This is a genomic window from Microbacterium sp. F2E (genome assembly GCF_020905435.1).
Classification (GTDB): Bacteria; Actinomycetota; Actinomycetes; order Actinomycetales; family Microbacteriaceae; genus Microbacterium; species Microbacterium lacticum.
The window spans coordinates 1-12,836 of the sequence record NZ_JAJJIB010000023.1 but is presented as its reverse complement, the minus strand read 5'-3'; the positions used below and the strand labels follow the sequence as shown (position 1 = coordinate 12,836).

The 12,836-nt window shown below is 68.2% G+C and carries 11 protein-coding genes and 1 tRNA gene; 5 read left to right on the top strand and 7 right to left on the bottom strand.

Features of this window, described 5'->3' with window-relative positions; translation table 11 throughout:
• The first annotated feature begins 10 nt into the window (after positions 1–10).
• The 3 genes from rdgB (at position 11) to LOK55_RS13140 (ending at position 2,370) form a co-directional block, all read left to right on the top strand.
• A complete protein-coding gene (rdgB, locus tag LOK55_RS13150; protein WP_141379253.1) occupies positions 11–610 on the top strand; it encodes an RdgB/HAM1 family non-canonical purine NTP pyrophosphatase in 600 nt (199 codons plus the stop codon).
• A 119-nt stretch (positions 611–729) separates the two neighbouring features.
• Positions 730–1,644, top strand: coding sequence for a cation diffusion facilitator family transporter (locus LOK55_RS13145; protein ID WP_229935726.1), 915 nt, complete (start codon positions 730–732; stop codon positions 1,642–1,644).
• A 165-nt stretch (positions 1,645–1,809) separates the two neighbouring features.
• Positions 1,810–2,370, top strand: a complete 561-nt coding sequence (locus tag LOK55_RS13140) for a spermidine/putrescine ABC transporter permease (protein ID WP_229935725.1) — start codon at positions 1,810–1,812, stop codon at positions 2,368–2,370.
• An 11-nt stretch (positions 2,371–2,381) separates the two neighbouring features.
• On the opposite strand, the gene LOK55_RS13135 is transcribed toward LOK55_RS13140, so the two are convergent.
• On the bottom strand, positions 2,382–4,817 hold the full coding sequence (locus tag LOK55_RS13135; RefSeq protein ID WP_229935724.1) for an ATP-dependent DNA ligase: 2,436 nt from the start codon (positions 4,815–4,817) through the stop codon (positions 2,382–2,384).
• A gap of 57 nt (positions 4,818–4,874) precedes the next feature.
• On the opposite strand from LOK55_RS13135, the gene LOK55_RS13130 reads away from it, so the two are divergent.
• The gene (locus LOK55_RS13130) at positions 4,875–5,768 is read left to right on the top strand and encodes a Ku protein (protein ID WP_229935723.1); all 894 of its coding nucleotides are present in this window, start codon (positions 4,875–4,877) and stop codon (positions 5,766–5,768) included.
• Here LOK55_RS13130 and LOK55_RS13125 read toward each other — a convergent pair whose 3' ends face one another.
• The 3 genes from LOK55_RS13125 to LOK55_RS13115 all read right to left on the bottom strand — a co-directional run bounded on the left by LOK55_RS13125 (position 5,769) and on the right by LOK55_RS13115 (position 7,549).
• Entirely contained in the window at positions 5,769–6,491 is a 723-nt protein-coding gene (locus LOK55_RS13125) for a DedA family protein (protein ID WP_229935722.1), read from the bottom strand.
• Between the two features lie 76 nt (positions 6,492–6,567).
• Positions 6,568–6,649: transfer RNA gene (locus tag LOK55_RS13120), tRNA-Leu, on the bottom strand.
• 9 nt (positions 6,650–6,658) lie between these two features.
• Complete coding sequence (locus LOK55_RS13115) at positions 6,659–7,549, bottom strand: formate/nitrite transporter family protein (RefSeq protein WP_229935721.1); 891 nt, start codon at positions 7,547–7,549, stop codon at positions 6,659–6,661.
• 93 nt (positions 7,550–7,642) lie between these two features.
• Between LOK55_RS13115 and LOK55_RS13110 the strand changes: the two genes are divergently transcribed.
• A complete protein-coding gene (locus LOK55_RS13110) occupies positions 7,643–8,308 on the top strand; it encodes an ATPase, T2SS/T4P/T4SS family (protein ID WP_229935720.1) in 666 nt (221 codons plus the stop codon).
• A gap of 259 nt (positions 8,309–8,567) precedes the next feature.
• Here the strand turns inward: LOK55_RS13110 and LOK55_RS13105 are convergent, their stop codons facing one another.
• From LOK55_RS13105 to LOK55_RS13095, 3 genes are all read right to left on the bottom strand, one after another.
• Positions 8,568–9,206 carry a hypothetical protein gene (locus LOK55_RS13105; RefSeq protein WP_229935719.1) on the bottom strand — a complete coding sequence of 213 codons (639 nt, stop codon included), beginning with the start codon at positions 9,204–9,206 and terminating at the stop codon, positions 8,568–8,570.
• The gene (locus LOK55_RS13100; RefSeq protein WP_229935718.1) at positions 9,203–10,381 is read right to left on the bottom strand and encodes an ImmA/IrrE family metallo-endopeptidase; all 1,179 of its coding nucleotides are present in this window, start codon (positions 10,379–10,381) and stop codon (positions 9,203–9,205) included. Before LOK55_RS13100 ends, LOK55_RS13105 begins: the two co-directional genes overlap by 4 nt.
• A gap of 274 nt (positions 10,382–10,655) precedes the next feature.
• Entirely contained in the window at positions 10,656–12,221 is a 1,566-nt protein-coding gene (locus LOK55_RS13095) for a hypothetical protein (RefSeq protein ID WP_229935717.1), read from the bottom strand.
• Positions 12,222–12,836: the final 615 nt, after the last annotated feature.

Below are 12,836 nucleotides of genomic sequence, written 5' to 3'. Positions count from 1 at the left end.
AGGGTGACCGATGACCACGCGCATCGTCCTGGCGACCCACAACCCGCACAAGGTGCAGGAGTTCGCCGCGATCGTCGCCGCGACCCGGCCTGACCTCGAGGTCGTCGGCTACGACGGCCCCGAGCCCGTCGAGGACGGCGTCACCTTCGCCGAGAACGCGCTGATCAAGGCCCGTGCCGCCGCGGCGCACACCGGTCTGCCCGCGCTGGCCGACGACTCCGGCATCTGCGTCGACGTGCTGGGGGGCGCTCCCGGCGTCTTCTCCGCGTACTGGGCGGGCCACCGCAAGGATGCCGCGGCGAACCTCGATCTGCTGCTCGATCAACTCTTCGACATCGCCGATCCGCACCGCACGGCGCAGTTCGTCTCGACGATCGCGCTCGTGCTGCCCGGCGGCGCCGAGCACGTCGTCGAGGGGGTTTGGCCGGGCCGCCTCGCGACGGCGCGCGCCGGTGAGGGCGGGTTCGGTTACGACCCGATCTTCATCCCCGAGGGCCAGCCCGGGGGAGCGCAGCGCACCGCGGGGGAGTTCTCCGCCGAGGAGAAGAACGAGGCATCCCACCGCGCCCGCGCCTTCGCGGCGCTCGTGCCGCTGCTCGTCGCCGTGTGAGCGCTGTGAGCACCGTGCGGAGCTCGGCGACCTGCGGCGCGCCGCAAGTGAGAATCACGATCATTCCCGAGTTGCCCGAAACGGCTCGCGCGACCGTTGCGCGGGCGTAGCCTCGCCTCATGCACGATCACGCGCACGACGTCTCCGGGGTGAGAGGGCAGGCCAACCATCGGCTGCTCGCGATCTCGTTGAGCCTCACCTCGGTCGTGATGCTCGTGCAGATCGTCGGGGCGGTCATGACCGGCTCGCTGGCCCTGCTCGCCGATGCGGCGCACATGTTCGCGGATGCCTCGGCGCTCGTCATCGCGCTGATCGCGAGCGTCGTCGCCGCGCGCCCCGCGAACGAGCGCAACACGTACGGCTACCAGCGCGCCGAGGTGTTCGGTGCGCTGATCAACGCGGTGCTCCTCATCGTGCTGTGCGTGTGGATCGCCGTCGAGGCGGTGCAGCGCCTACTGCACCCGAGCGACGTCGAGGTCGCCGGCGGGCTGATGATCGTCGTCGCGACGATCGGCCTCATCGCGAACGCGATCTCGATGTGGCTGCTGTCGGCGGCGCAGCGCACCTCGATCAACGTGCGCGGGGCCTACCTCGAGGTGCTGGGCGACCTGATCGGCTCGGCCGTCGTCGTCGTCGCGGCGATCGTGATCGCCGTGACCGGGTGGATGCCGGCGGACGCCCTGGCATCCCTGCTCATCGCCGTCATGATCGTGCCGCGCGCGATCACTCTCCTGCGCGAGGTGTTCGCGGTGCTCGGCGAGCGCGTGCCCGAGGGTACGGACGTCGCGACGATCCGCGAACACATCCTCGCCGCCGACGGCGTCGCCGACGTGCACGACATCCACGTGTGGCAGCTCACGCGCGGCGCGCCGGTGTTCACCGCGCACGTCGTCATCGCGCCCGACGTGCTCACCGGCGGCAACAGCGTCCGGCTGTTGTCGCAGCTGCAGTCGTGTCTGGCCGATCACTTCGACGTCGAGCATTCGACGTTCCAGTTCGAACCCGCCGGCCACCGCGAGCCCGAGGCGCACTGAGGGGCACCCATCGCGGCGCGCGCCGCGGCGAGCGAGGCGCGGGCGGAGGGTGCGGCGGAGGCCGTCGCTCAGCCCGACGAGCCCGCCGAGAGCGCGCCGGCCCTCACCGCGGTTGCCGCGGCAGGCGACGCGACGGGAGACCCGGCCGCGGACACCGCCGCCGACATGACGGGCGACGCCCGCGACGGGGAACCGCGCCCGCCGCGTCCGATCGCGACCCGCTGGATCCTCGCGTGGGCGGCCTCTGTCGCCGCGGTCGCGATCGTCGTGGGTGGTCTCGTGTTCGGGCTCGCGGCGATGCCGCCCGTCCCCACCGCGTCCGGCGCGCGCCAGGTCGAGACGCTGACGCAGCCGGTCGAAGCCGGCGAGTGGATGAAGCGGTGGGCGGGTGGCGAGAGCGTGCGCGTGTTCTCGTTCGAGGGCTTGACCGTCGCCCGCACACCGTGGTCGATGTTCGGTCAGGGCGACGATGACTGCTTGTTCGTGGTCGCCGACCAGCGGATCGGCGACGACGGCTCGATCAATGGACCGATCTACACCGGATGCCGCGCGGGCAGCTTCCCCGCCACGGCGGAGTTTCTCGTGGGCATCGATTCGCCGCAGCAGCTTCGTGACCGGTTCGGCGCCGGCACGGCGCTGCAGTTCGTGCTCGACGGCGACGTCGTCGGCGTCTTCGTCGGAGCGCCGGTTCCGTCTCCGACCCCGACGCCGACGACGACGGCCTGAGCCGGGCGATCTCAGCCGGGGGTGACGTCGCCCGGGGTCATCTCCGGCCGGATCCCGCGCCAGCGCGCGTGACGGAGCGTGCCGCCCGGGGTGAACTCGGCGTACTCCACCTCGCCGACGATCTCGGGGCGGAGCCAGAGCGCGTCCGAGGCATCCGCCGCGGGCACGTCGACGAACGGGTCGGTGTCGGTGCGCAGCGGCTGCAGCAGCGCGTCGAGGCGGGCGAGCTCGCGCTCGCTGAACCCCGATCCGACGCGGCCGACGTAGTGCAGGCCGTCGGCGGCGGGGACGCCGAGGAGGAGCGATCCGATCGACCCGGTGCGCCCGCCGCGGCCCGGGCGGATGCCGCCGATGACGACGTCCTGCGTGGCGGTGAGCTTCACCTTCAGCCAGTCCTCCGAGCGCTGCCCGCGCCGGTAGGGCGCGGCGGGGTTCTTCACCACGACGCCCTCGAGGGCGAGCTCGCGGGCGGCATCGAGCGCCGCGTCGACGTCGTCGGCGACGGGAGGGAGCACGATCGCGGGCGCGGGATGCGCGGCGAGACGCTCGAGGACGGCGCGCCGCTCGCGCAGCGGCAGCGCGGCCACGTCGTCGCCGCCGGCGCGCAGCACGTCGAACAGCATGAGCGTGACGGGGGTGCGGGATGCCTCGCGCTCGATCTCGCGCGGCTTCGTCAGATGCATGCGGCTCTGCAGACGGGTGAAGCTCGGGCGCCCCGCGGCGTCGAGCGCGACCACCTCGCCGTCGACGACGGCGGGGCTGTCGCCGAAGCCCGGGTCGATCGCGGTGAGTTCGGGGTACCGGGCGGTGATGTCGGTGCCGCTGCGCGCGCGGAGCGTCAGGCGCTCCCCGTCCCAGGTGCCGATCGCGCGGATGCCGTCCCACTTGAACTCCACCCACGGCTCACCCCACCGGTTCGCAGCAGCGCTCGCCAGCGCCGGCGTCGACGGGGTGGCGAGCATCGGGGCGTCCGCCGCGTCTGGATTGCGGCGCTTGCTCGTGGTCTGACGCATACCGGCACCCGGGGCCGGATTGCCCTCCGACGCCGCGTGCCGCGCTTTGCCCTGCTCGCCGAGCGCCATCCGGTGCAGCAGCCACTGCGACTTCTCGCCATCGCCCGACGTGCGGATGAGCGCGAAGCGCGCCTCGCCCAGCGGCCCGCCGGCGCGGCCGGTCGCGGTGAAGATGACCTCGTCGCTACGCCACTTCTCGGCGCGGTACACCCCGGCATCCCACACCGTCATCGTTCCCGCGCCGTACTGGCCCGCGGGGATGGTGCCCGCGAAGTCGAGGTACTCGAGCGGGTGCGGTTCGGTCATCACCGCGAGGTGGTTGCGATCGCCGACGGCCGGCATGCCCCGCGGCACGGCCCAGCTGACGAGCACCCCGTCGCGCTCGAGCCGCAGGTCGTAGTGCAGCCGTCGCGCATGGTGCTCCTGGATGACGAACCGCGCCTCGCCGCCCGAGTCCGCACCGGCGCGCGCGACCGGCGCTGCAGGGAGCGGTTCCGGCGTCGCACCTGCGGTGCGCTTGGCGAGGTAGGGGGCGAGTGCCTCCGAGGCATCCGGTTCCACCCCCGCCAGCAGGTCGCCGCTCTCCGCGACGCGGGCGAGCACGTCGTCGAAGCGCAGGTGGCGGAGGTCGGGCGCGGCGAGCTCGGCCCAGGTGCGCGGCGCGGCGACGGTGGGCTCGGCGCGCCCGCGCAGCGAGTACGGCGCGATCGTCGTCTTCGCGGCGCTGTTCTGACTCCAGTCGACGAAGACCTTCCCCGGCCGTACCGCCTTCGTCATCGCGCTCACGACGAGGTCGGGGTGGTCGGCCTCGAGAGCGCGTGCGAGCTCACGGGCGAACGCGGCGATGTCGTCGGAGGTGCGCGTGCCGTCGAGCGCCGCGTACAGGTGGATGCCTTTGGAACCGCTCGTCACAGGCAGGGGGTCCATGCCGACGCCCTGCAGGATCTCGCGCGCCCACCGCGCGACCTCGGCGCACTCGGCGAGCCCCGCACCAGGTCCTGGGTCGAGGTCGAGCACGAGCCGGTCGGGCCTGCCACGCCCGCCGGCCGTGCCCGGCGGCGGATCGAAGCGCCATTGCGGGGTGTGCAGCTCGAGGCTCGCGACCTGGGCGAGATAGACGAGACCCGCGACGTCGTCGACGAGGGGGTAGTCCTTCGCCCCGCCGGAGTGGTCGATCGCGTGGCGGCCGAGCCAGTCGGGCGCCCCCGCTTCGAGGTCTTTCGCGAAGAACGGCGGTTTGCCCGTGCCCTCGGGCCAGCGCAGGCGCGTCACCGGGCGTCCGCGCAGGTGCGGCAGCATCGCCGGGGCGATGCGCGAGTAGTAGTCGATCACCTCGCCTTTGGTGGTGCCCGTCGCCGGGTAGAGCACCTTGTCGAGGTTCGTCAGGCGCAGTCGACGGCCGTCGATCTCGACGAGCTGACCGCGCGTGGGCATGCCGCCAGGCTAGCGCCGCCCTGGCGCCGAACGCCGACGGCGGTGTTCACTGGGGGCATGCGAACGATCTGGAAGGGCGCCCTCACGTTCGGGCTCGTGAACGTGCCAGTGAAGGTCTACTCGGCCACCGAGGACCACGACGTGCCGCTCCACCAGGTGCACGCGGCGGACGGCGGACGCATCCGGTACCAGCGGATCTGCGAGCTCGACGGCGAGGTCGTGCCCTACGCCGACATCGACAAGGCCTACGACGACGGCGAGCGCACCGTCGTGCTGACCGCCGACGACATCGCATCGCTCCCCGCCGAGCGCAGTCGCGAGATCGAGGTGGTCGAGTTCGTGCCGAGCGACCAGATCGACCTGCTCACCCTCGACAAGGCGTACTACCTCGAACCTGATTCGAGCTCGCCGAAGGCGTATGTGCTGCTGCGCCAGACGCTCGAGCAGACCGAGCGCACCGCTATCGTGCGGTTCTCGCTGCGGCAGAAGACCCGGCTCGCCGCCCTGCGCGTGCGCGGTGACGTGCTCGTGTTGCAGACCCTGCTGTGGGCTGACGAGGTGCGCGAGGCCGCGTTCCCCTCCCTCGCCGAGCCCGTGAAGATCTCGGCCAAAGAGCTCGAACTCTCCGCCTCGCTCGTCGACAGCTTCTCCGCCGACTTCGACCCCGACCAGTTCGTCGACGAGTACCAGCAGGAGCTCCGCACCCTCATCGACGCGAAGCTCGAGAAGGGCGACGCGCTCGACACCGCCGAGACGTTCGGCGAGGAGCAGCCGACGGATGCCGGGGGAGAGGTCATCGACCTCATGGCGGCGCTCAAGGCGAGCGTCGAACGCAGCCGTGCCGCGCGCGGCGAGAGCGGCGGCGCCGACGAGAAGCCGGCGAAGAAGGCATCCGATCACTCGTCGACGGCGAAGAAATCGGCGAAGTCGAAGGCGAAGAAGAGCGCCTGATCAGGCCGGCCGGTCGTCGTCGATGGGTTCCATCGCCTCGGGGACGACACCGGCCTCGCGCTCCTTGCGCACCTTGCGGCGCTCGGACAGGTAGTGCCAGAGCGTGACGAGCGCCGTGCCGCCGACGGCGGCGAGCAGGATCAGGTCGATGTAGTTCTGCACGAACCAGGCGACTGGCGGGATGAACCCGATGACGTAGCCGAACATCGTGAGTCCGAACCCCCACAGGATCGCGCCGATGAGGTTGTACAGGCTGTACGTGCGCCACGGCATGTGGCCGACGCCGGCTGCGACCGGGGCGAACGTACGCACGATCGGGACGAAACGGGCGAGGATCACGGTGAGGCCGCCGTACTTCTCGAAGAACGCGTTCGTGCGCTCGACGTTCTTCCGGCTGAACAGGCCGGATTCCTTGCGTTCGAACACCGCCGGGCCGCCCTTGTGCCCGATGAGGTAGCCGACCTCGCCGCCGAGGAACGCCGCGAGACCGATGAACAGCGCGACCCACCACACGCTGAGGCCGAAGACGCCGTGCGGCAGGGTGGCCGTCGAGTGCGAGAGCAGCCCCGAGATGACCAGCAGCGTGTCGCCCGGCAGCAGGAAGCCGACGAGCAGTCCGGTCTCGGCGAACACGATGAAGCAGACCACGAGCAGCGCCCATGGGCCGGCCGCGCTGATGATGTTCTCGGGGTCCAGCCAGGGGATGAGGGCCAGAGAGTGCACGTGGGTCCCGTCGGTCGTCGATGTGCGGAGAGGTGTCGCCGGCGCAGACGGTGAGAGCGTAACCTGCGTCACCCTGTGCGGAAGGTGGGACTTGAACCCACACGCCCGAAGGCACAGGAACCTAAATCCTGCGTGTCTGCCGATTTCACCACTCCCGCGGGGAGTGATCAGTCTATCGGGGCGGGTTCGGCGGCAGCGGTGGCGGATTCCGTCTCCGGAGCGGTGGCGAGTGCCTCGGTGCGGGACGCGTCGTGGGCGTCGCCGTGGACCGGGGTGCGAGGGGCGCGCGGCGAGCCGCCGATCACCCAGTAGCCGACGCCGACGATGAGCGCTCCGCCGACGAGGTTGCCGAGCCCGACCCAGAGCAGGTTCGTGCTGAAGAGGGCCCAAGTCGCGTTCGGGTCGCCGGAGAAGAGGCCGATGCCGTACGTCGTCATGTTGGCGACGACGTGCTCGAAGCCGGAGGAGATGAAGGCGAGGATCGCGGCGAAGATCAGGAGGATCTTCGCGACGTCGGAGCGCACGCGCGCGCACATCCAGATGGCGAGGCAGACGAGCAGGTTGCAGAGGATGCCGCGGACGAACAGCTGGGCGGGACCTTCGGATGCCTTGGCCGCGAGCATGTCGGAGAGCATCTGCCCGGCCGGGGCGTTGGCGTGCAGCACGCCGGAGGCGACGATGAGCCCGGCGAAGACGAGTGCACCGAGGAGGTTGGCGACGAGTGTCGCGGCGAGCACGCCGAGCGCGCGCCACGGACCGACGACCCGCATGAGGGCGCCCTGCGGCAGGATCATCATCGCGCTCGTGAGCAGATCGGCTCCCGCGAAGACGACGAGGGTGAGCGCGACGCCGAACACGAGGCCGCTGACGAGCTTCGCCAGTCCGTCGCCGGCGGCGATGAGCGGGCCGGCGGTGGCGACCATGAGCACCACGCCGATGCCGATGTAGGCGCCCGCGAGCATGCCCGACACGAGGAAGCGCCCCGGGGAGCGCAGCGCGTCGGACTTGTGGACGGCGGCCGCGGCCTGGAGGTCGAGGCTGTCGGGGATGCTCAGCACGGTCACTCATTCTCTCTGTGGTCAGACCACACCGTCAATGGGTCGTTGTGGATAACTCCGGCGGGCGACGGCGGGTCTTGTGAGGATGCCGGGGTGAGCATCTCCGCGAGCGTCCTCCCTCTGCCCGCCGCCGACGCGGTGGCGGAGCGGGTGCGCGCACGGCTGCGCGAGGAGCAGGTCGATCCGCTCCGCGATCCCGGGCGCACGCGGGAGATCGCCGAGGCCGAGGTACGTCGGCACAACGACTTCGCTCTCGCACGCGGGCTCGCCTACATCGACGACGAGGCGGGCTGCGTGCGCGACGTGCTCGCCCGCGTCGCCGGGTACGGGCCGCTCCAGCCGCTGCTCGATGACCCGGAGGTCGAGGAGATCTGGATCAACGACCCGCAGACGATCTTCGCCGCCCGCGCCGGGCGCAGTGAGCGGGTGCCCCTGCGGCTCAGCGATGACGCGGTGCGCGACATCGTCGAGCGGATGCTGCACGCCACCGGCCGCCGCGTCGATCTCAGCCAGCCATTCGTCGATGCGTCGCTGCCGGACGGCTCGCGCCTTCACGTCGTGATTCCGGACGTGACGCGGGCGCACTACGCCGTCAACATCCGGAAGTTCCTCACGGCCCGTCGAAGCCTCGACGATCTGATTGCGGCGGGCTCGCTCCCGGCCGGCACCGCGGACCTCCTGCGCGACGCGATGGCCGACGGGCGCAATGTGCTCGTCTCGGGCGCCACGCATGCCGGCAATACCACTTGGAATCTCTGACCCCAGTAATCGCGGGCCGCTCTCTCGCCAGAAGCGTGCCCATTCATCTCGACACGTCCCGTTTCGCCCGCGAGGTCAGATGCTCTATGCGCTGGACCGGTCCGGCTGGACGGTGCAGGGCGCAGAGGCGATGAGCTTGGAAGGTGTCGTCGGGGAGACGGGGCTCAGGAGCAAGTACTCCTTGATCGTGTGGCCGTCGTGGCCCTACTCGGCGGATGGCTGTCGCCAAGATGCTCCAGATCCCGACAGCCGCCGTGCTTCATCGACCCTCGAATGGATCGACAACGGAGTGCACGCCGTGTTCGGGGCATATGAATGCGATTCTGAAGCCTTGTTCGTGTTGGAACGGCTCCGGCGGGCAGTCGCGGCCGCATTCCGAGCAAGTCCTATAGGACTGGTCCTCGTCAATGTTCTCGGAGCCGTCGAGGAGCGGGTCGTCTGATGGTCGCTGGTCTTCGGCGGCATCGATGATGGCGGCGAACTCAGCGCTGTTGAGCACGTGGAGGTTGAACTCTTCTGCCTTGGCGCGCACCGCGGCATCGCTGGTGACGACGACCCATTCGGGTGCGCCCAGGAACTGGCCGTCTCGTGTCTTGCCATCGAGGGCGCAGGCGACGACGAGAGGGTCGGCGCCGCCGTGATTCGCGTACAGATCGACGAGCTTCGTGTCCTCAACCGGCACGGTCGCCATGATCCTCACGAGCCAATCGAGGACGCTGGACGTCGTCGGGTAGAGGTTCGCGCGCAGTACGTCGATGTCGGGGAACCCTTGTGCTTCGTGCAGCACCTCGCTGGGGATCACAGTGTGCTCGCGGAAGAACTCGCTCTCGCGGCGGTGCCGTCGCAGTTGGCTGAGCGCGTTCGTGTCCAGCACGTAGCGTTGCCCGAACCAGCTCATGCGACAGCCTTCCTGAGATCGCCGATCTGGTTCGGACGCAGGTGATTCAGGCAGACAGCGCGGCAGAACTCGCCCGGGGAGATGCTCGAAGAATCTAGTGCCCGGAGCATCCTCCTGCTGAGTTCGCGCCCGCCATATTTGCGTACCGCGTTCTCGGGCCGGATGGGGCTGCGGGCGTTGTTCTGGGGCTGGCTGAAGTACTCCGTTCGGAGTTCGTTTAGGTGCGACGTGCCGGTTTCTTGGCTGATGAGTCCTAGTCGTATCGCTCGTACGGTCATGGCGCTGGCGGTGACTTTGAACTCGTCGGAGGCGTGTTTGATGTCCTCGAGCGAGACGGGGCGCATCTCCATGACTTGTTCGCGTGGCATGAGCATCGCGCCGGCGATGTCGTACTCGATGCCGAGATCGGTTTCGGCGCTTCCGCCGTCCCATGTCATCGGGGCGAAGATCTTCCGAGCCACGAGGACCGTCATCAGCGCGAGCGTGAAGATGGTTCGCCCGACCGGCTCTTGCTGATCCCCGTGATCGCCGCCGGCAAGGAAGATGAACGGTACCTTCGAGTCCCGGATCGTCATCCCGCTGAACTTCACATGGGAGAGGCGCTGCGGCATGTAGTGCTGGACGCTCTGCGATACGAGCACCTGGTTTGCCTCCAGCCGCTCGACAATGATCGCAAGGGCATCCGTCTTGCGGCGACAGTCGCGCAACATCTCGTGTGTGAGCCCGATCGACGACATCAGGTTGGCCGCGTCAGTATCGACAGAGCCGCTGGACTTCCGGAGAAGCCCAACGATCCTGTTCCGGGTGAGCGTCGTGTCGTGCTTTCGAAGCAGCTGCTGCTTTCGGATGAGATCTTTCACGATCAGCTCGACGTCGCGTAGCTCGACTTTCGCGCGCGAGCCTAGCGAGAAGGTGTCTTTGCCGATGCCCGCGAGGAGCTTGTTCGTCTTCGTCTCCACCTGTGCCTGCACAAGGGGCAACGGTGCGAAGAACAACGGGATCGGTATCTCGCCCTTGTGCGCGAGATCGACGAGGTCCGTGAAGTTAATTCTGCCTCTGACCAACGCGTGTTCGTAGCCCTTGTACGTGCCCGCGACCGAGTTGTTGAGCAACGTGGTGAACACCTGGATCGGGATCGGGACAGCAGCGCCGTTGAGCATCACGTCCATCGTCATGGCTGCCGCTCCTCCCTGTGGGCCCATGCTCTCGACTGCTCCGAAGAACACACAAGCTCAGCCCCGGCGCGTCGCGCTTTCCCCTCGCTTCTTCCCGACGTCCGGATCGGCGTCGACCATCACGCAGCCCTACCTCACGCGCGAGTCCGACTCAGCTCGGCGATGCGCGCTCGAAATGTCGTTGGACGCACCGGGAAGCACGCTGGTCGATGATCATGCTTCGTGATCCAATCGTGCGCTGAGGGGATAATGCGAGTAAGGACCGCCTTGAGCCCTAACGACGCCACCAACTGGGTCGGTCGCGCATACCCGGGTGCCACGCCCGCGGTTCCGACTCGTCCTGAGCCTGCCGCGGCTGAGAGCCGCGACCGGTGCTGTAGTCCTTGTGCGGGGCGGAGGGATCCCAGCCCTCCATGTGCGGTCGCAGGTCATTTGCTGAGGGCTGTGCGTCGAAGACTCCGTCATCGAGGTGCTCGAGGTTCACAATTGGATCGAACTCGTCCGCGCGACCGCGTGCCCATTCCAGCCACTCTCGTAGCCGGGGTCGCTGTGCGAGCAGCCCTTTCGCGGTCGCTTCGGCCTCAAGTTGCCTTGCAAAATCCCGTAGCTCCTGCGCTCCTTGCCAACTCTCAAACGCTCGCGTGAAAATCATCTCTCGCTGAATGAGGAGGGCTTTCGCGCGGGCGCGTTCACGTACTGCCTCCCATGCTTGTCGCTCGGCGGCCTTCTCCCGCTCATATGTTTCGTGTGCCTCGGCGCGTCGCTGCTTCTCGCGTTCAAGCGCGTCGTCATCGTCGGCCACGCCCTTCTTGATCGCGCGTGCAATTTCGTGGACGCGGCTCTCAAGTGGCTTCTTCTTCTCATCGGACCAGCTGTCGCTATTGCGTTCGTATCGGTAGCTGTGCTGACCCAGATGGACATCGTGCGACCCGTCTCGTTCCATCTTGAGGTGCAACCGGCCGGACGGCACGTTGTCAAACTTCGGAAGCTGCTTCCACGGTGAACGCCGGAGCTCTCGCTGCTCTGCGTCCGTGAGCACGTGGGGCACCTCGACCAGGATTTCTGTGAGTTCCAGGTTCCGGCGACGAGTGCCGACCTGGATGAACAGCTTCGGTGTCTTGAGCTTGACGTTCACCCCGAGCCTGAGCTCGTGCGCGCGCAGCTCCTCAGCGAGACCGAGCACGACCTCGATGGCGCGCTGACGAAGCGTTTCGCTGACCGAGCTCAGGATCGACGTGGTCTCCAATGCGCTGCGTAGCGTCTCGAGGTTTGTCGTGACAGTTCGCGCCGTCGTTCGAATGCGGTCCCAGTTGGTGGCTTCTGCAGGGGACCCGTCGCTGAGCATGATCACTATGTCGCCCGAGGTACGCCCGGTGAAGCGTAGCTCCTGTCCGTCCGGCACCAGGTGGTGGACCCTACAGGCGTGCAGTACTCGTCGATAACGGGCCCGGACAGACTCCTCCGGATCGGAAACGGTGAGCTGTCCTTGGTCCTGGAGTTGCTTGATCAACACTCTGGCTTCTATGAGCGTCTCCGACGCGGCCCCTCCCAGCTCCAGCTTCGCTGGGCTTTCGCGGCGTGAACGACCAGCAGAGACGACCGCGAAGGGCGGTTCGTCGCTTGGCGGGTAACTGCCGTGCTCAAGGTAGTGTGTGCCAGCGTCGGTGATCGCGGCGGTCCAGGTTCTGCCATGACCGGTGACGGTCGCGAGGCCACGGGATTTGAGCGCAGAGGCACTGATCTTGTGCACATTGTCGTCCTCGGGCCACTTGCCTGGGGGGCACCCGTCAGCGATCCACCGCAAGACTTCCAGCTGCCGGTCATTGACGGGCCTGCTCATACGAGCACCGTATCGAAGCGCCCTGACGCTGGTTTCACCTGGTTCGGGGATCCGAACAGATGGCGGACCTTGAGGAGCCGACTCACCATCGGTCGGAGGCGGTGTAGAAGGCGGTGGACCGCTCGATGTCGGTGACGTAGATCAAGTCCCGAGCACCGGGGGCATAGATCCAGTTAGCGTTGAGGGTGGTTCTGGCGGCGTCTTCCGCTGGCTGATGGCCTCGGTCGGTCTCGGTCCTAGGCCGTGCAGGTGGCATTTCCGAGGTCAGAGATCACATCCGGACGCGAAATGTACGGGGTATTGCAGCGAGTACCCCATGGAATCTTTGACCCCACTTCGGGCACCTCCGAGGCGTCGGTAGAGTCAGGCTATCGAGCTATCGACGCCGAACTGGTGGCATGGCAGGCGTGATTGGGGGTGAATGCAGTTGAGCTTTGACGCGCACTTCGAGGAGGCCATCGCTCGGGGCAAGGAAAACGCTCAGGTGATCCAGCTCGCACACAACCATTGCCTCCACATGGGGGGCTTGACCCCTGATCTTGGACACGCTGATTCCAGCACGATGCTGGGGAAGCGAGAATCTGAGGGATGGCAAGGAAGAACTACACGGACGAG